General features: G+C 66.0%; 19 protein-coding genes. 14 read left to right on the top strand and 5 right to left on the bottom strand.

Features of this window, described 5'->3' with window-relative positions; translation table 11 throughout:
- The first annotated feature begins 27 nt into the window (after nucleotides 1-27).
- Complete coding sequence (gene recO / locus AC1DKY_RS11350; protein WP_441603242.1) at nucleotides 28-738, top strand: DNA repair protein RecO; 711 nt, start codon at nucleotides 28-30, stop codon at nucleotides 736-738.
- A gap of 2 nt (nucleotides 739-740) precedes the next feature.
- Here the strand turns inward: recO and AC1DKY_RS11345 are convergent, their stop codons facing one another.
- Nucleotides 741-1,496, bottom strand: coding sequence for a response regulator (locus AC1DKY_RS11345; RefSeq protein WP_441603243.1), 756 nt, complete (start codon nucleotides 1,494-1,496; stop codon nucleotides 741-743).
- Nucleotides 1,497-1,540: 44 nt separating this feature from the next.
- Here AC1DKY_RS11345 and AC1DKY_RS11340 point away from each other — a divergent pair, with 44 nt between their 5' ends.
- The 13 genes from AC1DKY_RS11340 to AC1DKY_RS11280 all read left to right on the top strand — a co-directional run bounded on the left by AC1DKY_RS11340 (nucleotide 1,541) and on the right by AC1DKY_RS11280 (nucleotide 14,056).
- Nucleotides 1,541-3,562, top strand: a complete 2,022-nt coding sequence (locus AC1DKY_RS11340) for a hypothetical protein (protein ID WP_441603244.1) — start codon at nucleotides 1,541-1,543, stop codon at nucleotides 3,560-3,562.
- A gap of 47 nt (nucleotides 3,563-3,609) precedes the next feature.
- Entirely contained in the window at nucleotides 3,610-4,212 is a 603-nt protein-coding gene (locus AC1DKY_RS11335; protein WP_441603245.1) for a YdbL family probable chaperone protein, read from the top strand.
- Nucleotides 4,213-4,294: 82 nt separating this feature from the next.
- Nucleotides 4,295-5,608, top strand: coding sequence for a 23S rRNA (uracil(1939)-C(5))-methyltransferase RlmD (gene rlmD, locus AC1DKY_RS11330; protein WP_441603246.1), 1,314 nt, complete (start codon nucleotides 4,295-4,297; stop codon nucleotides 5,606-5,608).
- 67 nt (nucleotides 5,609-5,675) lie between these two features.
- Nucleotides 5,676-6,203, top strand: a complete 528-nt coding sequence (locus AC1DKY_RS11325; protein ID WP_441603247.1) for a CYTH domain-containing protein — start codon at nucleotides 5,676-5,678, stop codon at nucleotides 6,201-6,203.
- Nucleotides 6,197-7,219 (top strand): beta-N-acetylhexosaminidase, encoded by a 1,023-nt coding sequence (gene nagZ, locus AC1DKY_RS11320; protein WP_441603248.1) that lies wholly within the window; start codon nucleotides 6,197-6,199, stop codon nucleotides 7,217-7,219. The genes AC1DKY_RS11325 and nagZ overlap by 7 nt, the downstream gene beginning before the upstream one ends.
- Nucleotides 7,216-7,764 carry a hypoxanthine-guanine phosphoribosyltransferase gene (locus tag AC1DKY_RS11315; RefSeq protein WP_441603249.1) on the top strand — a complete coding sequence of 183 codons (549 nt, stop codon included), beginning with the start codon at nucleotides 7,216-7,218 and terminating at the stop codon, nucleotides 7,762-7,764. The genes nagZ and AC1DKY_RS11315 overlap by 4 nt, the downstream gene beginning before the upstream one ends.
- A 26-nt stretch (nucleotides 7,765-7,790) precedes the next feature.
- Nucleotides 7,791-8,372, top strand: coding sequence for an NADPH-dependent FMN reductase (locus tag AC1DKY_RS11310; protein ID WP_441603250.1), 582 nt, complete (start codon nucleotides 7,791-7,793; stop codon nucleotides 8,370-8,372).
- Nucleotides 8,369-9,112, top strand: coding sequence for an S-methyl-5'-thioinosine phosphorylase (locus AC1DKY_RS11305; RefSeq protein ID WP_121879682.1), 744 nt, complete (start codon nucleotides 8,369-8,371; stop codon nucleotides 9,110-9,112). The genes AC1DKY_RS11310 and AC1DKY_RS11305 overlap by 4 nt, the downstream gene beginning before the upstream one ends.
- A 160-nt stretch (nucleotides 9,113-9,272) precedes the next feature.
- Nucleotides 9,273-9,479 (top strand): cold-shock protein, encoded by a 207-nt coding sequence (locus AC1DKY_RS11300; RefSeq protein WP_026633225.1) that lies wholly within the window; start codon nucleotides 9,273-9,275, stop codon nucleotides 9,477-9,479.
- A gap of 104 nt (nucleotides 9,480-9,583) precedes the next feature.
- Nucleotides 9,584-10,609, top strand: a complete 1,026-nt coding sequence (locus AC1DKY_RS11295) for a glycosylasparaginase (protein WP_441603251.1) — start codon at nucleotides 9,584-9,586, stop codon at nucleotides 10,607-10,609.
- Nucleotides 10,609-11,343 (top strand): copper homeostasis protein CutC, encoded by a 735-nt coding sequence (locus tag AC1DKY_RS11290; protein WP_441603252.1) that lies wholly within the window; start codon nucleotides 10,609-10,611, stop codon nucleotides 11,341-11,343. The genes AC1DKY_RS11295 and AC1DKY_RS11290 overlap by 1 nt, the downstream gene beginning before the upstream one ends.
- Before the next feature lie 126 nt (nucleotides 11,344-11,469).
- Nucleotides 11,470-12,648, top strand: coding sequence for an MFS transporter (locus AC1DKY_RS11285; protein WP_441603253.1), 1,179 nt, complete (start codon nucleotides 11,470-11,472; stop codon nucleotides 12,646-12,648).
- Between the two features lie 43 nt (nucleotides 12,649-12,691).
- The gene (locus tag AC1DKY_RS11280) at nucleotides 12,692-14,056 is read left to right on the top strand and encodes an HdeD family acid-resistance protein (protein ID WP_441603254.1); all 1,365 of its coding nucleotides are present in this window, start codon (nucleotides 12,692-12,694) and stop codon (nucleotides 14,054-14,056) included.
- A 4-nt stretch (nucleotides 14,057-14,060) separates the two neighbouring features.
- On the opposite strand, the gene AC1DKY_RS11275 is transcribed toward AC1DKY_RS11280, so the two are convergent.
- The 4 genes from AC1DKY_RS11275 to AC1DKY_RS11260 form a co-directional block, all read right to left on the bottom strand.
- Entirely contained in the window at nucleotides 14,061-15,830 is a 1,770-nt protein-coding gene (locus AC1DKY_RS11275; RefSeq protein ID WP_441603255.1) for an ABC transporter transmembrane domain-containing protein, read from the bottom strand.
- 69 nt (nucleotides 15,831-15,899) lie between these two features.
- A complete protein-coding gene (locus tag AC1DKY_RS11270; RefSeq protein ID WP_441603256.1) occupies nucleotides 15,900-16,496 on the bottom strand; it encodes an IMPACT family protein in 597 nt (198 codons plus the stop codon).
- A complete protein-coding gene (locus tag AC1DKY_RS11265) occupies nucleotides 16,489-17,355 on the bottom strand; it encodes a hypothetical protein (RefSeq protein ID WP_441603257.1) in 867 nt (288 codons plus the stop codon). The genes AC1DKY_RS11270 and AC1DKY_RS11265 overlap by 8 nt, the downstream gene beginning before the upstream one ends.
- Complete coding sequence (locus tag AC1DKY_RS11260) at nucleotides 17,352-17,906, bottom strand: RNA polymerase sigma factor (protein WP_441603258.1); 555 nt, start codon at nucleotides 17,904-17,906, stop codon at nucleotides 17,352-17,354. Before AC1DKY_RS11260 ends, AC1DKY_RS11265 begins: the two co-directional genes overlap by 4 nt.
- Nucleotides 17,907-18,002 lie beyond the last annotated feature (96 nt).

Genomic DNA, 18,002 nt, shown 5'->3' with positions numbered 1-18,002 from the left:
CACTGATTGGGTCCGACAGCCACCGCCATGCGTATCGAGCAGCAGCCGGCCTATGTGCTTCATTCGCGGCCTTATCGCGAGACCTCGCTGTTGCTTGAATGCCTGACGCGCGACCACGGACGCCTGGGCATCGTGGCGCGTGGCGTGCGGCGCGAGCGTGCGCGCGTGCAGCGTGCGCAACTGGAGCCTTTCCAGCGGTTGTCGCTGGATCTGCTATTGCGCGGCGAACTGGCCACCTTGCAGACCGCGGAACATACCAGCCCGCCGTTGCGTCTGATGGGTGATGCCGGTCTTGCGGGGCTTTATCTCAATGAGCTCTGCGTGCGGCTGACCGGTCGCCAGGATCCCTTGCCTGATTTGTTCGAGGCGTATGCGCGTACCTTGCCGCGCCTTGCGGGTGGCGAGCCTTTGGCCTGGACGCTGCGGCGTTTCGAGCGCGACCTGCTCGAAGCCATCGGCTATGGCCTGCAGCTGGAAGTCGAAGCGGAGTCCGGCGAGCCGCTGGAACCGACGCAGCTCTACCGCTATGTCGTGGAGCAGGGGCCTGCACCATGCCGCCCGGGAACGGCGCATGCCTTGCGCGGTGTCGATCTGCTCGCCCTGGCCGGCGACGAGATGCCCGATACCGCTGGACTGTCTGCCCTGCGCAGCATGATGCGCGAGGTGATCCGCTTTCATCTGGGCGGTGGGGAGCTGCGGGCGTGGCACGTGCTGGGTGCGGCGTTGTCGCGTCGCTGAGCTCAGGCGGTCGTTTCGCCGCCCAGCGCTTCGATGGTGGCCAGCAGCGAACGACGAAAGCGCGACAGCGGCGCCAGCGAACCGGAATGCTTGAGCTTGAGATGGCGCTGCAGCAACGTTGCCTGGACGCCGAGCGCCGCTGCGCCGCAGAAGCCGCAGGACGAACGCAGTCGATGCATGCGGTCGGCGAGTGCTTCGGTATCGTCCAGCAGCGCATCAAGATCCTGATACAGCCCTGCCAACTCCGCGCGTAGCAGCGTGCGCATCGCCCTCACCACATCCGCGTCGCCCATGGTGGCGATCGCCTGCTCGTCATCCAGCAACGGCACGGCGGCAGCGCCCGCATAGACCAGCGCGAGGATGCGACGCAGGTCGGCCAGGCTGCAGGGCTTTTGCAGCACCTCGCTGAATTCCGCGGAAAGCAGGCGTTGCCGTTCGATGACATCCATCTCGGCGCTGGTGGCGACGGCGGTGCAATCGCTGGAGCGTGCCTGCGGATCGTGGCGCAAGGCGGTGAGCACTTCCTCGGCGCCTGCGCCGGGCATGCGGCAATCCAGCAGGAGCAGGTCGAAGGCCTCGTGGCGTGCCATGGCAATCGCCGAGGGGCCGTCATGGCAGGCATGCGCGTGCAGACCGAGGCTGCGCAGGGCTTCCACCAGGAAAAGACGGCTGCTCGGGTCGTCGTCGGCTACCAGGGCGCGGACGGTGATGGGCGCGCTCCGATGGCCTGAAGGCTCGCTGGAAAGCGTGTGTTGCATGACTTGTCCGTGTCGTTCAGCTGATTTTGGCAGAATGGCGCTTCATGCGCCCCACATCAAGCCAACTTATTCTCACTCTCTGCATGCTCTTTTGGGCGTGCTGGTCGCTGCCAGCCCGCGCCGATGTTGCGCTGGGCGCCAAGACGGTGACCGCTCCCGGGCTGAAGATGCAGGGCGTGCAGTCGCAGATCGGCGAAGACGGGGAGGGTGGCCTCAAGCTCAGTCTGCACGCGGCCAAGGCCGACGTACCGGCGATGGGCTGGAAGCGCGTCGGCGTGGACCTGCAGGGTGTGCTCCAGCGTGACACCCATATGCGCTGGTTGTTCGATGGCACCGCCCAGCTTGCCGGTGCCCCGGGCGCGGCACTGAGCAACGCCAAGGTGTCGATGGTGATCGACGAGGCGGCCAATACGCTGCAGATCGACCTGACCCAGGGCGTGATCCAGGCGAGCACGGCCTTGCCGCTGGACCAGCCGACCCACGCCCAGATCAGCCTCAAGGGCGTGCCGCTGGCCTGGTTGCAGGGCTTGTTGAGCACGGTCTGGTCCGGACGAGCCACCGGCGGCAAGCTTGATGCGGACATGGCGCTGGATATTCAGGACAAAGGCCTGCAGGCGTCCGGGCAATTTGCGCTCAACGGCGGCGGGTTCGATACGCCCGGCGGTGCCTTGGCCGGACAGTCCGTCAATGGCAACGGTCGACTCAACCTCGACACGACCAGCGCACCCACCCGCATCGACCTGGATGCCAGCCTGCGCGGTGGCGAGCTGCTGTTGGGCCCCATCTATGCGCGACTGCCCGATCACCCCGTGCAGCTGAGCCTGTCCGCCGCGACGCGCAACGGCGCGGTCGATTTCAATCGCCTGCGCGTGGCTGATGCCGATGCCCTGCAGCTTGAGGGGGCCATGTCGTTCAACGCCAAGGGCGACCTGCAGCAGCTCAAGCTCGATCGCCTGCAGTCGCGCTTCCCGGCGGCGTACCAGCGGTACGGGCAGGCATGGCTGGCGACGCTGGGCTTGCGCGACATGCGCATCGATGGCGAGCTCAGCGGCAATCTCGATCTGGGCGCCGATGGCCTGCGAAGTTTTGCTTTCGACACCGACGGTCTGGACGCCGCCGATGCCGACGGGCGCCTGGCCGTGAAAGGTTTGCGCGGCGGTCTCGATTGGAATGCCAGCAACGACCGCCCGGTGACCTCGATGTCGTGGCAGGCCCTGCAGGTCTACCGCATACCCAACGGTGCCACGCAGTTGCGCTGGCAGAGCAAGGGTGGCGCCTTGACCCTGCAGCGCGCGGTGGATATTCCGGTGCTGAACGGGCGTGTGCATGTGGGCGATCTGGCGTGGCGCCCGGCCGCTGCGAAGGGGCGCCGACTGGAAACCTCGCTCGCTTTCGCCGGCATCGACATGGCCTCGTTCTCACGCACCATGGGCTGGCCGGAGTTCCCGGGGACCCTGGGCGGCGCCATTCCCGCCATGCGCTGGGTGGATGATCGCTTTGAGCTCGAGGGTGGCCTGTCGGTCAATGTCTTCGATGGCTTTGTCGACATCACGCGACTGAGCCTGCAGGGGCCCTTTGGCCCCAGTCCCGTGCTCACCGGCGACGTGCAATTGCGCCAGCTTGATCTGGCCGCCATGACCAGTGTGTTCGACTTCGGCAGCATCACCGGCCGTATGGACGGCTCCGTCAATGAGCTGCGCCTGGTCAACTGGAACCCGGTGGCGTTCAAGGCCAACCTGCTCGCCGGCAGCGGCGGGCGCATCAGTCAACGCGCCGTGAACAACCTGACGGCCGTCGGTGGCGGCGGCGTGGCAGCCGGTTTGCAGGGCGCCGTGCTCAAGTTGTTCAAGACGTTTGGTTATAAGCGCATCGGCCTCAACTGCACGTTGCAAGCGTCGGTATGCCATATGGGTGGCCTCGACAACGATGCCGATGGCTACACTATCGTCGAAGGCAGCGGCTTGCCGCGCCTGCAGGTGATTGGTCACCAGGCGCAGGTCGACTGGCCAACGCTCGTCCGTCGATTGAAGGCGGCTATGGAAGGCAATGGACCGGAAGTCCACTAGGGCAAAGCACGCCTTAGACCCATCCCCACCCCCAAGGAGTCGAAATCATGCGCAAGCTCGTCTATGGATTGCTGACCACGCTGCTGGTCGCGCTGGTGGGGTGCGTCACCATCAATGTCTATTTTCCTGAAGCGGCCGCGCAAAAGGCCGCCGATCAGTTCATTGGCACCGTGCTCGACAGTTCGGCGCCGGCCCAGCCGGCCAAGGACGACCAGCCGGCACCGCCGAAGAAGAACAACCAGCCCTCGGCCATGTTGCTCGACCTGCTGATTCCCGCCGCCTACGCGGCCGATGCGCCGAACCTGCGCGTGCAGACGGCGACCACGGAGGCGATCCACGGCCGCATGCAGGCGCGTTTCCGCGACACGCTGACGCCGCTCTTCAATAGCGGTGCGGTGGGCTTCACCCAGGATGGGCTGGTGGCCGTGCGTGACGCTGGCAAGGTGCCGCTCGACCAGCGGGCGGGCTTGAGCGCCGCGGTGGCAGACGAGAATCGCGATCGCAATGCGCTGTACCGCGAAGTGGCCAACGCCAACAACCATCCGGAATGGGAAGCGCAGATCCGCGCCACCTTTGCCAAGGGCTGGATCGAGCGGGCGCGGCCGGGCTGGTATTATCAGGACCCCTCGGGGGCGTGGAAGCAGAAATAAGCTCATCGCTCCTCATCACCCGATCAACGCGCCCGGGTCCTGCTGATCCGGGCGTGCGCGTTTTTGGAAGACAGTTGCCACGATGAAAGAATTCGAAGCCACCATCACCGACCTCAGCCACGACGGCAAGGGCGTCACCCGCATCGACGGCAAGGCCGTATTCGTCAGCGGCGCGCTGTTGGGCGAAGAGGTCAAGCTGCGCATCCGCAAGCGTCATCGTCACTACGACGAAGCTGAAGTGGTGGAACTGGTGACCCGCTCGCCGCATCGCGTTGAGCCGCGCTGCCGTCATTTCGGCCAGTGCGGCGGCTGCTCGCTGCAGCATCTGGATGCGACGGCGCAGATCGAAGTGAAACAGCGCGTGCTGAAGGACAACTTCGAACGCATTGGCAAAGTGATGCCGGAGCTGTGGTTGCCGCCGCTGACTGATGAGCCCTGGGGTTATCGTCGCAAGGGACGCCTGTCCGTGCGCTCGGTGGCGAAGAAGGGGCGCGTGCTGGTGGGCTTTCGCGAAGAGAGCAATCCGCGCTTTGTCGCCGACATCACCCAGTGTGAAGTCGTGCATCCGGCGCTGGGTCCCAAGATCGGTTTGCTGGCCGAACTGGTCAGCAGCATGGATGCCGCCTCCGACATTCCGCAGATCGAGTTCGCCGCCGGCGACGATGTGGTGGCGCTGGTGTTCCGCCACATGCAGCCGTTGAGCGAGCGCGATCAGGCGGCCTTGATTGCGTTCGGTCAGCAGCATGGTTTTGCGATTTACCTGCAGCCGGGCGGCGTGACCAGCGTGCATCCGCTGTGGCCGGAGTCGCCGCGGCTGGCCTTCAACATCCCCAGCGACAATGCCGCGTTCGCGGACGTGGAGCTGGAGTTCCGCCCGCTCGATTTCGTCCAGGTCAATGCCGGCATGAATCGCCGCATGATGGCGCGTGCGATGGAGCTGCTCGATCCGCAGCCCACGGATCGCGTGCTGGATCTGTTCTGCGGCCTGGGCAATTTCACGCTGCCGATTGGTCGCCGCGTCGCCGAGGTGGTCGGCGTGGAGGGCGAGCATGGCCTGGTCGAGCGCGCTGCGGAAAACGCCGCACGCAACGGCATCACCCACGCCCGCTTCGAAGTGGCCAACCTGTTCGAAGATCAGCGTCACACCCACTGGGCCAAGCAATCGTGGGACAAGCTGTTGCTCGATCCGCCGCGCGCCGGCGCTGACAAGGTGCTGGAGTATCTGCCGCACAAGGAGACCAGCCGCATTGTCTATGTCTCGTGCCACCCGGGTTCACTGGCGCGTGACGCCGGCATCCTGGTGCAGAAGCATGGGTTCCGCTTGAGTGCGGCCGGCGTGATGGATATGTTCCCGCATACGGCGCACGTGGAGTCCATCGCGCTGTTCGAACGCTGAGCCAGGGCAAGGAAGGCGGGACGCCTTCACCGCTCCGTCACATCCTTCCCCAATCATCGGTTGACGCATGGGCATCGAGATCGAACGTAAATTCCTCCTCAGCGATGACAGCTGGCGAGACGCCGTGAGCGAAAGCGAGCGCATCGCCCAGGGCTATCTGGTCAGTGCGCAGGCGCTGCACGACGGTACCGCGCGGGCGTCGGTGCGCGTACGCCGCACCGGGGATCGTGGGTGGCTCAATATCAAATCGGCCAAGCTCGGCATCGAGCGCGCCGAGTTTGAATACCCCGTGCCCATCGCCGATGCCGAGCAAATGCTCGCCGAGCTGTGCGACGGCGTAGTGGAGAAGATCCGGCATCACGTGGTCGTCGACGGCGTGCTGTTCGAGGTCGACGAATTCTTTGGCGACAATGCGGGACTGGTCGTGGTCGAGGTGGAATTGCCCAGCACCGACGCCTCGTTTCCGCGCCCCTCGTGGCTGGGGCGCGAAGTGAGCCACCTGCCGCGCTACTACAACGTCAACCTGATCGCGCATCCGTATGCGCGCTGGACGTCGGACGAGCGTCAGGCGGCCGGAGAACCCACCTCATGCTGATGATCGGCCTGGCAGGCGCCACACTCGCTGCGTCGGAGCATGCATGGCTCAAGGCGCCCGGCGTTTCCGGCGTGGTGCTGTTCTCGCGCAATTTCAGTACGCGCGATCAGTTGATGAAACTGATCGACGATATTCGCGAGGTCGGCGGCGACGACATGCTCATCGCCGTGGATCAGGAAGGCGGCCCGGTCCAGCGTTTCCGTGAGGGCTTCACGCGCCTGCCGCCGTTGTCGGCGATCGGCGCCGTGTACGACCGCGATCCGGAAGACGCCATCCGCCTGGCCGAAGAACACGCCTGGGTGATGTCCAGCGAGTTGCGCGCCAGCGGCGTGGATTTCAGCTTTGCCCCCGTCGTGGATCTGGCGCGCGGCAACGCTGCGATCGGTCTGCGCGCGTTTCACGCCGATCCCGCGGTGGCTGCTGAGCTTGGCCAGGCCTATGTGCGCGGCATGCACCTGGGCGGCATGGCTGCCGTGCTCAAGCATTTTCCGGGTCACGGTTCGGTGGCGGCGGATACGCACAAGGCCACGGCAGTGGATACGCGTCCCTTGGACGTGATTCGTCGCGAAGATCTGCTGCCCTTCGTCGAAGGCATGGCGGCGCACGCCGAGGCGGTCATGGTGGCGCACGTGGTCTATCCCCAGGTCGACGCACAGCCGGCAGGTTTTTCCTCGCGCTGGATCAAGGACATCTTGCGCAACGAGCTGGGCTTTGGCGGCGCGGTGATCAGCGACGACATCAGCATGGCCGCTGCTGGCGCGGCAGGCGGCGTGACCGGTCGCGTGCATTCCCATTTGGATGCAGGCTGCGACCTGGTGCTCGCCTGCTTCCCCGACGTGGTGGACGAGGCGATTGCCGCTGTGCAAGACCGCGCGGCCACCTCGCCCGAACGCATCGCCGCCCTGCGCGGCGACGTGGCCTCCACCTGGGACGGCCTCAACGACAACCCCCAGCGCGAACGATTCATCGCGCGCATCGCGGCGCTGCACGCCGTGGAAGGACAAGCTTCGGCATGAGTACATCCACCCCTTCACTGGCTACCGCACTTGCCGGTGCCGAGCTGTTGTTCGATCGCGCGGCGCTGGAGTCGGTCATTGTCGACATGGGGCGCGACATCGACGTCGCGCTCGATGGCGAGCGCGCCGTCTTTCTTACCGTGATGAACGGCGCGCTGATTTTTGCCGGTCATCTCGCACTGGCCATCCGCACCGATGTTGAGTTCGACTATGTGCATGCCACGCGTTATCGCGGCGCCACCTCGGGCAGCGAGCTGCATTGGCTGCGCGAGCCGGCGGTGGATCTCGCCGGCCGCACCGTGCTGCTGGTGGACGACATCCTCGATGAAGGTCATACCTTGAAGGCCGTGCGCGACGACTGCATGCGCCGCGGCGCACGCCGCGTGCTGGTGGTGAGTCTGTGCACCAAGCAGCACGACCGCCTGGTCGACGGCATCCAGGCCGACTTCAACGGCGTCCAGTTGCCTGATCGCTACGTGTTCGGCTTTGGCATGGACTATCACGAGCAGGGCCGCAATCTGCCGGGCATTTACGCGCTCAAGTAAGGCGACGATCGACCACGGAGTCACGCATGAATGTTTTGGGGATTTCCGGCAGCCTGCGCGAGGCTTCGTTCAATACCGCGCTGCTGCATGCGGCGCAGGAGCTTGCGCCGGCCGGCATGAACATCGTGATGCATCGCCTGCACGACCTGCCGATGTTCAATCAGGACGTGGAAGAGCAGGGCGATCCCGAGTCGGTGGTCGAGTTCAAGAACGCCATCGATCGGGCCGACGGGCTGCTGATTGCCTGCCCGGAATACAACGGCGGCATCACCGGCGTGCTGAAGAATGCGGTGGATTGGGCCTCGCGCGCCGGCAAGGCGCGCAAAGTGGCTGCGCTCGCCGGCAAGACCGTCTGCATCATCGGCGCGAGCCCGGGCGTCACCGGGACGGTGCGAGCGCAGGACCAACTGCGCCTGATCCTGCGCCGCGCAGGCGCCCGTACCGAGCCGCAGGGCGACGTGCTGGTGTTCCACGCGCATACCAAGATCGTCGACGGTCAGTTGAGCGATGAGCGGACGCGCGAGGCACTGACTCGCCATCTCGCAGGCTTTGCCGAGCGGTTGGCGGCGACACCGAACGAATTGAACGCATATAGGAACGCATCGTGAGCATCGATCTGGCCGTCATCGGCGGCAGCGGTTTGTACAACTTTCCGGGCCTGGAGAACGCCTCGCGCCATCGCATCGACACGCCGTTCGGCGCGGCCTCGGGCGATGTGGTGACGGGTGATTTCGCCGGCCGCAAGCTGGCCTTTCTCGCCCGCCACGGCGAGAGCCACACGGTGCCGCCGCATCGGGTCAACTACCGCGCCAACCTGTGGGCACTGCATTCGCTGGGCGCGCGCCGGGTGGTCGGGGTGAACGCCGTGGGCGGCATCCGCGCCGATATGGGTCCGCGCGTCATCGTGGTGCCCGACCAGATCATCGACTACACCCATGGCCGCTACACGAGTTTTTGCGATGTCGAGGGCGCCGAGGTGCGTCATATCGATTTCAGCGAGCCGTACACCGAGTCGCTGCGTCGCGAACTGATCGACGCGGCGGCCAAGGCTGACATCGCTGTCATTGATGGTGGTTGCTATGGCGCGACCCAGGGTCCGCGCCTGGAGACCCGGGCGGAGATCGCCCGCATGAAGCGCGACGGCTGCGACCTGGTCGGCATGACCGGCATGCCCGAGGCCGTGCTCGCCCGCGAACTGGAGCTGCCTTACGCCTGTCTCGCGCTGGTTGCGAACTTCGCCGCCGGTTGTGGCGACGAGGCGGAGATCAGCATCGAGGAAATCTTCGCCCACCTGGCAGCAGCCACCGCCGAGGTACCCCGCATCCTGGGTGTTCTGCTCAAAAGCTGAGCAACCGGTACGGTTTTGATCGTGTCAAAGTGGTCACCATATTGCGCTTTGCCATAAAACATGTTGATACTTCCGTTGTGCCAGGGGCGGCGGACCAAGGGGTCAAGGTGGTTCAGCGCTTACCGTGGTGCATCCAGTCCATGATTCAGAGGTTCACGCAATGCGTTTCGGTACGGTCAAGTGGTTCAACGACGCCAAGGGTTTCGGCTTCATCGCGCCTGAGGACGGTGGGGAGGACGTGTTCGTCCACTTTTCGGCAATCAACTCCAAGGGCTTCCGTAGCCTGCAGGAAGGTCAGCGCGTGAAGTTCGAAGTCACCACGGGCCCGAAGGGCGCCCAGGCTTCGGGCGTCGAAATCGCCGGCTAATGTCGGCGAACCGGCGCCAGCGCCGGTCATCGATGTGAGGAAGCCCCGCGTCGCAAGGCGCGGGGCTTTCTTTTTTTGTGTGGAGTGGTTGGAGTGGAGGGGTGATGACGGATCGTAGAGGGTTTCTGAAGGCCTCCGTGCTGGGGGCCTCCGCGGTGGCACTGGCGGGTGGCGCGCATGCGCTGGCCGGCGCCAGTGGGACGAGCAAGGGCAGCACGGGTGCGCGCGTGATCTCGACCTGGGACTTCGGCGTGGCCGCCAACCAGGCCGCGTGGGGCGTGTTGTCGAAGGGCGGTGGGTCGCTGGACGCCGTCGAGGCGGGCGTGATGATCCCGGAAGCGGATCTGAAGAATCACAGCGTAGGCCGCGCCGGCTATCCGGATCGCGACGGCCACGTCTCCCTGGACGCCAGCATCATGGACGCCGACGGCAGTTGCGGTGCGGTCGCGGCGCTGGAGCACATCGCTCATCCGATCCAGGTGGCGCGTCGTGTCATGGAACGCACGCCGCATGTCTTGCTGGCCGGTGATGGCGCGCTGCAGTTCGCGCTGGAGCAGGGCTTCAAGAAGGAAGAACTGCTGACCCCGGAGTCCGAGGCGGCGTGGAAGGAGTGGCTGAAGACGGCCCACTACCAACCCTCGGCCAACAGCGAAGTGCGCGACTACGGCAAGACCGGCATGCCGGGCGGCAAGGGCAACCACGACACCATCGGCATGCTGGCCATCGATGCCAACGGCCGCCTGGCCGGTGCCTGCACCACCAGCGGCATGGCGTGGAAGATGCGCGGGCGCGTGGGCGACAGTCCCATCATCGGGGCAGGCCTGTACGTGGATGGCGATGTCGGCGCGGCCACCTCGACCGGCGTGGGCGAGGAAGTGATCCGCAACGTGGGCAGCTTCCTGGTGGTGGAGTTGATGCGTCATGGTCGCTCGCCGCAGGACGCCTGCCGCGAGGCGGTGATGCGCATCGTCAAGCGCCGGCCCGCGGCGTCGAAGGACCTGCAGGTCGGCTTTCTTGCCATGAACAAGCACGGCGAAGTGGGCGCGTTCGCGATCCAGTCCGGCTTCTCGTATGCCGTATGCGACGCGACCAAACAGGATGGGTTGGTGCCGTCCAAGAGCGTGTACTGATGGCACGACGCCTGCTCGAAGTCGCTGCCAATTCGCTGGCGTCCGCGCTGGCCGCGCAGGCGGGCGGTGCGGACCGGGTGGAGTTGTGCACCGGCCTGGAATTGGGTGGGCTCACTCCATCGATGGCGCAGATCGCCCAGGTGCGCGAGCGCCTGAGCATCCCGCTGTACGTGCTGATACGTCCACGTGCCGGCGACTTTCTCTACAACGATGACGAGCTGGACGTGATGCAGCACGACATCGAGACCTGTCTTTCGCTGGGTTGCGATGGCGTGGTGTTTGGCGTGCTCGATGCCGATGCGCGCGTCGATGTGGCGCGCTGCAAACCGCTGCTTTCAGCGGCGGGCGGCATGGGCGTGACCTTCCACCGCGCGTTCGATATGACGCGTGATCTGCCTCGGGCGCTGGAGGATGTCGTGGCCTTGGGGGCGGAGCGCGTGCTCACTTCCGGCGGTGCGATAGCGGCCATCGACGGGGCCGATACGCTTCGCCAGCTGATCGACCAGGCGGCCGGCCGCATCGTGGTGATGCCGGGTGCAGGTGTTCGGGCCGCCAATATCGCTGAGCTTGCCAAGGCGACCGGCGCATCGGAACTCCACGCTTCGGCCAAGGGCATGCTGCCGTCGGGCATGCGTTGGAGCAATCCGGCCTTGACCGATATGGCCGCTGGCGAGGTCCGCAGCGACGTGGATGAAGTGCACGCCCTGGTTGCTGCGCTCCACTCGAAGGCCTGATTTGCTGTCATTCAGACCGATGGCGCCTTAAGCTCGAACCGCGTCACCCTTCCTCCAGAGAGTCCACGGCATGGATGAGCGGAGCAGGCGAGGTGTTCGAGCGGCCCCGGCGCCGGGCGTGCGGCCATGAGTGCGCCGCAGGAGACTGCCGCCTCGGCGACGCTCCTCCTGGGCCGCTGGCCCCGTTTGCTGTCCACCGCGGCTGTCATCGTGGCCGCCACCATCTTCGGCCTGAGCTATAGCCTCTCCGCCCCGCTGATCGCCATGAGCCTGGCGGCGAGCGGGCACTCCGGCAGTTACATCGGCCTCAACGCGGCCATGCATGCGCTGGGCGTGTTGCTGATCGCGCCCGTGATGCCGACCCTCGCCGCACGCTTCGGCGCTCGGACACTGGCCGTGGCGGCCCTGGTGGTCACGGCCGTCGTGCTGGCTGCGTTCGCACGAGTCACTGACGTGGCGTGGTGGTTTCCGATGCGCGTGGTGCTCGGCATGGCTGCCGAAGTCCTATTCGTAATGTCGGAAACCTGGACCAACGTGCTCAGCACCGAGCAGGCACGCGGTCGCACCATGGCCGTCTATACCGCCGCGCTCTCGCTGGGCATGGTGCTGGGGCCGGCCTTGCTGTCGGTGCTGGGCGTGGATGCGGGTGCTTATCTCGCCGGTGCGGCCATCGCGCTGGCGGCGGTGGCGTTCATCCTGCCGCCCTGGGTGGTGGCGCCCCGGCGCAGTGTGCCCGAGCGCGCGCAGCCCCTCCGCTATATGCGCCTGGCGCCGATTGCCTTGGCCACCACGGTGCTCAATGCAGGGGTAGAGACTGCCGGACTTTCCTTCATCTCGTTGTATGCCACGCAGCTGGGCTGGACACAGGCGCGTGCCATGCAGCTGATCTCGGTGTTGATGTTCGGCGCCATCGTGTTGCAGCTGCCCATTGGCTGGCTGGCCGACAAGGTCGACAAGCGGCGCCTGGTGCTGGCATTGGCCGCGATTTCCGCGCTGACGGCGTTGTTCTGGCCGTTCGCGTTGCGCGAGACATGGCTGGCGTTCGCCGTGGTGTTCGTGTGGGGTGGACTGTTCGTGGGCATCTACACCGTGATGCTGGCGATGGTGGGCAGTCGCTTCCAGGGCAACGATCTGGTGGGCGTCTATGCCGTGATGGGGCTGGCATGGGGCCTGGGCGCGCTGATGGGACCGACACTCGCGGGCGTAGCGATGGGCGTGAATGCGCTGTTCGGCTTGCCGGGCATCATTGCGCTGGGTTGCGCGGTGTTTGCGGTGTTCCTTGCGAGGTCGCGCAGCGAAACCTGAGGGGCGCCGCGTCCGCACGTGGTTCGAACGATGGAGTCGTCACATGGTGCAGTTGGGCTTGCTTCTATTGGGCAGCGATTTCATCCGGCGGCGCTGGCTGATTCTGGCCATCGGGGGCATCGCCTGGGCGGCGCTGGGCGTGGCGATCTTTATCGATGCGCTGGACAACGTGCTGTATTTCCCGGTGCACGTGTTCGGCTATCTGCTGGTGGTCGAGGCCGTGGTCACGCTGGCAGTGTCCTCGCCCCGGCCCGGTACCTCGGCTGCACTGCGCAAGGCGCGCGGCGTAGTGTTCCTGATCCTCGGCTTGTTGATCGTCGACCCGCATCATGCGGCGAGCGTGATCCTGGCGATGGCCTTCGGTCTCGCTTTCCTGCTCGATGGCATCTTCCGGATCGCAGCGGCGCTGGTGGTGCGCTTTCGCGGTTGGCGGCTGTCGTTGCTCACCGGTCTGCTCGAGGTGGGCTTTGCGGTTTTCATGGTCGAGCCGTATCCGACGTTCTACGCGGGCACGGTGCCGTACTGCATCGGCATGGGACTTTTCCTCTCCGGCTGCGGCATGTTCAGGCAGGCCTGGCGACTGAAGAAACTGCCCGATCATGCCGTGCTTTCGTGGCTGTTGATGCGTGACATGCCGGTTGCCGATGCGGGCTTCACGCCCGAACTGCTGGATGAGGCCGCGGGCGACCTGGTCGTTTACGTGTGGACGCCGACGGGCTCCGTCGACGACGCCGTGCCACAGCCGCTGGTGGATCGCTATATCGCTGCGGTGGATGCGAAAGGAGTGATTTCCACGGGGCACGCGGCGCTGGGGTGCCCGCCCGATGTGTACGTCAGTCATTATCCGGCTGTCGAAATCGATCGCTCCAGCGGCGATTTCACCCGCATGCTGCGCGCCACTGCGATCAACGACGTGCCTGGAAAATTCCAGCCCAGCTATGCGCAGGAATCCGCCGGCTGGTGCGAATCGAACGCGGAAGTGCGTTTTGATCGCTACGACCGCCAACGCCTGCTGGCGTTCTGGAAGCGCTACCGCGAAGACGCCACGTACAACCTGACCAGCCGCAATTGCAGCAGCACGGTGGCGCATTGTCTGGAGGCCGCGCTGGAAGGATCGTCGGCAAAACGCGGCTTCCTTCGAACCATGGTCAATCCGGAACTCTGGGTCGCCGCCCAATTGCGCAAGCGCGCCGAGGCTATGGCCTGGACCCCGGGATTCGTGCTTGATTACGCCCGCGCACTCAAGGCCGCCATCCATCCCACGCCGCTGGGGTGGTACACGTTGATCGCGTCAATCAAACGCTTCTGGCGTTACGCGCGGATGATCCGTCGCGGTGAGCCGATGAGCGCCGCGTCATTAGGTGACAAAACGAGCATTCACGCTGAGCGCAAGCGCTCGATCGAGTGATGCCTCAGGCAGTGAACTGCAGCCTCGCCAGTTCCGCGTAGAGACCGCCTTCGGCCAGCAGGCTTTGATGCGTGCCCTGGGCCACGATGCGGCCGCCGTCCATCACCACGATGCGATCGGCGCGTTGCACGGTAGCGAGGCGGTGGGCGATGACGAGGGTGGTGCGGCCTTTTTCGAGACGCTCCAGCGCCTGCTGGATGGCGGCTTCGGATTGGGCATCGAGCGCGGAGGTGGCTTCGTCCAGCAGGAGCAGCGGTGCGTCGCGCAGGATGGCGCGGGCGATCGCGATGCGCTGGCGTTGGCCGCCGGACAGGCGTACGCCGCGCTCGCCGAGTTCCTCGCCGTAGCCCTTGCCCATCGCCATGATGAAGTCGTGCGCTTCGGCAGCGCGGGCGGCATCGCGCACTTCCTCATCGTCGGCATCCTGGCGACCGAAGCGGATATTCTCGGCCGCGCTGCCGCCGAAGATCACCGTTTCCTGCGGCACCAGTGCGATGGCGCCGCGCAGTTCGGGCAGGGCGAGTGCGCGCAGATCGATGCCATCGAGTGTGATGCGTCCGCTCTGCGGATCGTAGAAGCGCAGCAGCAAGGCGAACACCGTGCTCTTGCCCGCTCCGGAAGGCCCAACCAGCGCCACGGTCTCACCGGGGCGAATGCTCAGGTCGAAGTCGTGTAGCGCAGGTGCGTCGGGTCGGGACGGGTAATGGAACTGGATGTGTTCGAAGCGCAAGGCGCCTTCCATCGGACGAGGCAGGAACGTGGGTTGCGCGGGGCTGGTGATCTCTGCGCGCTCTTCGAATAGTTCGCCAATGCGTTCCATCGCGCCTGCCGCACGCAGCACGTCGCCCCATACCTCGGAAAGCCCGGCGAGCGAACCGGCCGCGAGAAACGCGTAGATCACGAACTGCGCGAGCACGCCGACATCGAGCGTGCCGGCCAGCACATCACGCGCGCCGGCCCACAGCACCAGCGCGATGGCGCCGAAGAACAGCACGATGACGGTCGCCGTGAGGATCGATCGCATGCCGATGCGTTGCCGGGCGGTGGCGAGCGCGCGGGCGATGGCGCCGCCGTAACGCGCACTTTCGATATCCTCGCGCGCATACGCCTTGACCGCTGGCGCGGCGTTGAGCGTTTCATTGGCCACTGCCGCGGCATCGGCAAGCCGATCCTGGCTGGCGCGTGACAGCTTCTGCACGCGGCGACCGAAGACCAGGATGGGCAGCATCACGGCGGGAATCACCAGCGCGGTGAGGCCGGCCAGTCGGGGGCTGGTCCAGACCATCATGGCTGTGGCGCCCAGCAGCATCACGGCGCTGCGCAGCGCCACGGAGATGCCCGAGCCGATCAGCGCCTGGATGACTTCGGTGTCGGTGCCAAGGCGCGAGATAAGTTCGCCCACGCGGCTGCGCTCGAAAAAGCCCACATCGAGGCGGATCACATGCGCATAAAGTTGAGAGCGCAGCGATGCCAGCGAACGCTCGCCCAGCAAGGCGATGCAGTAGTAGCGCGCCGCCGTGGCAAACGCCAACACCAGGGCCACGCCAAACAAGCCCAGGAAGGTGGCATTGATGGTGGCGAGGCTGGAATGGCCAAAGCCCTGGTCGATCATGTGCCGCACGGCCATCGGCAACACCAGCGTGGCGCTCGAGGAGATCGCCAGAAACACCAGCCACCCGCCGGCCAGCGCGCGATGGGGTCGCACGAACGGCCACAGCTGCATCAGGGTGCCAATGCGACGTGCAGGGCGCTGAGTGTCGGCGGTTTCGCTCATGAGTTCTCGTCGTCGGCATCCGCGCCGGGCTGGCGCATCTGTTTGAAGGTGGGGCGACTCGCGCCTGATTCAATCCAGGCGGCGTGCACGGTGACGGCCTCGGCTGAGGTCGTTGACCAGCGCCTGTGCCTCGTCGGCATGCCTGTCGGGCAGCTGGATCTCCAGCGCGACCCCTTGCGCATCGAAGCTTTCCTGCACGATCTCGGCGTCGAACTCGCGCAGGCGGGCCTTGAGCAAGGCCAGTTCGGCGAAGTCGCAACGCAGGCCCAGTCGCGCCATGGCAACCAGGGGAACGCGATCGGCGCGACGCAGGCACTCCGCAGCCGTGCCACCGTAGGCGCGCACGAGTCCGCCGGCGCCCAGCTTGATGCCGCCATACCAACGCGTGACGACCACCACGGCGCGATCGATACCCTGGCCTTCGATGGCTTGAAGCATCGGGCGTCCCGCGGTGCCACCCGGCTCGCCGTCATCGTTGAAGCGATAGTCCTGGCCGATGCGGTAGGCCCAGCAGTTGTGCGTCGCTGCCGGATCGCTCACCTGGCGTACGAAGGCCAGCGCCTGTTCGGGCGTCTGTACGGGTGCCGCCTGGGCCAGGAACCGACTCTTCTTGATGTCCTCGCTGTGCTGGCAGGCAGCGGCAAGGGTATGCAGCGGATCACTCATGGTCGGGCAGTTGCGCTCGCAGGTCGTCGGGCAAGGGCACGTCCGGGTGTGTCTGCTGGAAGGTGGTCAGCCGCTGCACGCCTTCATCGTGGCGATGCAGGGCGAACAGCTGGCGGATCTTCTCCAGCTCTTGGGCTGGCGTATCGGCCGCGTTGGCTGCCGTACTGTCCGGCGAAACGGCGGGGGCAGACATGTCCTTCATCGCCGTTGCGCGCTGGCTGAGCGCGCCGGTGGCAGCCGTGGCTCGCATCGCAGCCTGCGGTGCATAAGCGGATGGGGCGGCTTGCGCGACGGGCGCAGGTGCTGCCGGCGGCGGCGCCGCCGCCATGCGGTCCTCGTTGATGGCTGCCAGCGGTGCCGCTTCCGTCTCGGAGGTGGGTGGTTGCGCAGTCGCGGCGACCGGCGCCACCACTTTCGGCTTCATGGCGGAACGGATGTTTTCCCGCTTCGCTGCCGTCGGCGCCGCGATGCGCGTCGCCGGAGCTGCAGCCGCCAAGGGTGCGGCAGGGGTGTTGACGACCTGCGCATCGCTTGGACTGGACGCCGCCTGCGCCGGTTCGGATGCGGGCGCCGCGCTGACGGCAACAGCGCGCGAAGCAGGGCCCTGCGGCACGCTCGCGGGTTGTTGCACCATGCGCCAGCCCAGCCCGGCAGCCACGACCAGGACGGCCACACTGGCAACGGCTACCGGCCAGCGCGTCACACCGCTGCGCTTGTCGGCGCGCACGGCGTCGGCCGCCGCGCGCTGGATCGCGCCATCGAGGGCGGGCGATGGTTCCTTGCGCGGCAGGCTGCGATAGAGCGACTTGAGCTCGTCTTCGCCGGGCAGCGCGTCGTTGTCGTGGTCGTGCGTATTCATTCGGCCAACTGTTCGCGCAAACGGTTCATGGCATAGCGCAGGCGCGACTTGGCAGTCTCGCGTCCCACGCCGGTGACTTCGGCAATCTCCTCCACGCTCAGTTCGTTTTCCAGGCGCAGCAGCACCGCGGTGCGCTGCTCATCGGGCAGTTGCTCGATCGCCAACTGCAGACGCCGGCGACGTTCGAACTCCGACAGCAGGTGCTCGGGTTGTTCGCGTTCCGGTGACGCGGTTACTTCGAATACCCGCTCGGCTTCCTCGCCGGTGGCGAGCGGGCGCTTGCGGCGGTAGCTGTCGATCAACAGGTTATGCGCGATCTGCAGTAGCCAGGTGGTGAATTTGGCTTGTGGCACATAGCGCGCGCGCGAGGCCACCACGCGACTCCAGGTCTCCTGGAAAAGCTCCTCGGCCAGCTGGGGATCGCGCGCCGCGCGCAGCAGGAATCGATAGAGTGCGGCCCGGTGCCGGGCGTAGAGCGCATTGAACGCCGCAGCCTCGCCCCTGGCATAGGCAAGCATCAGCGTCGCATCGTCGTCCACAGGGGCATCCATGGGCGGCGAGGTTAAGCCAAACCGGGGCTTGGGGTAAGCAGGCGGGTCAGTGGCAGGCGTCCATTGAAGTGTCGGGTTCAGGAAAGGTGGCTGCAT

This window comes from Dyella sp. 01N448, from assembly GCF_056399225.1.
Note: the sequence above shows the minus strand (reverse complement) of the source record. Positions and strands in the feature narration are given on the sequence as shown.

Bases quoted from the DNA above. Each gene is read 5' to 3' on its own strand.
- AC1DKY_RS11260 (WP_441603258.1), bottom strand. From the start codon at position 17,906: ATGGATGCCCCTGTGGACGACGATGCGACGCTGATGCTTGCCTATGCC.
- nagZ (WP_441603248.1), top strand. From the start codon at position 6,197: ATGCTGATGATCGGCCTGGCAGGCGCCACACTCGCTGCGTCGGAGCAT.
- AC1DKY_RS11340 (WP_441603244.1), top strand. From the start codon at position 1,541: ATGCGCCCCACATCAAGCCAACTTATTCTCACTCTCTGCATGCTCTTT.
- AC1DKY_RS11325 (WP_441603247.1), top strand. From the start codon at position 5,676: ATGGGCATCGAGATCGAACGTAAATTCCTCCTCAGCGATGACAGCTGG.
- recO (WP_441603242.1), top strand. From the start codon at position 28: ATGCGTATCGAGCAGCAGCCGGCCTATGTGCTTCATTCGCGGCCTTAT.
- AC1DKY_RS11280 (WP_441603254.1), top strand. From the start codon at position 12,692: ATGGTGCAGTTGGGCTTGCTTCTATTGGGCAGCGATTTCATCCGGCGG.
- AC1DKY_RS11300 (WP_026633225.1), top strand. From the start codon at position 9,273: ATGCGTTTCGGTACGGTCAAGTGGTTCAACGACGCCAAGGGTTTCGGC.
- AC1DKY_RS11290 (WP_441603252.1), top strand. From the start codon at position 10,609: ATGGCACGACGCCTGCTCGAAGTCGCTGCCAATTCGCTGGCGTCCGCG.
- AC1DKY_RS11265 (WP_441603257.1), bottom strand. From the start codon at position 17,355: ATGAATACGCACGACCACGACAACGACGCGCTGCCCGGCGAAGACGAG.
- AC1DKY_RS11345 (WP_441603243.1), bottom strand. From the start codon at position 1,496: ATGCAACACACGCTTTCCAGCGAGCCTTCAGGCCATCGGAGCGCGCCC.
- AC1DKY_RS11315 (WP_441603249.1), top strand. From the start codon at position 7,216: ATGAGTACATCCACCCCTTCACTGGCTACCGCACTTGCCGGTGCCGAG.
- AC1DKY_RS11275 (WP_441603255.1), bottom strand. From the start codon at position 15,830: ATGAGCGAAACCGCCGACACTCAGCGCCCTGCACGTCGCATTGGCACC.
- AC1DKY_RS11285 (WP_441603253.1), top strand. From the start codon at position 11,470: ATGAGTGCGCCGCAGGAGACTGCCGCCTCGGCGACGCTCCTCCTGGGC.
- AC1DKY_RS11270 (WP_441603256.1), bottom strand. From the start codon at position 16,496: ATGAGTGATCCGCTGCATACCCTTGCCGCTGCCTGCCAGCACAGCGAG.
- rlmD (WP_441603246.1), top strand. From the start codon at position 4,295: ATGAAAGAATTCGAAGCCACCATCACCGACCTCAGCCACGACGGCAAG.
- AC1DKY_RS11295 (WP_441603251.1), top strand. From the start codon at position 9,584: ATGACGGATCGTAGAGGGTTTCTGAAGGCCTCCGTGCTGGGGGCCTCC.
- AC1DKY_RS11310 (WP_441603250.1), top strand. From the start codon at position 7,791: ATGAATGTTTTGGGGATTTCCGGCAGCCTGCGCGAGGCTTCGTTCAAT.
- AC1DKY_RS11335 (WP_441603245.1), top strand. From the start codon at position 3,610: ATGCGCAAGCTCGTCTATGGATTGCTGACCACGCTGCTGGTCGCGCTG.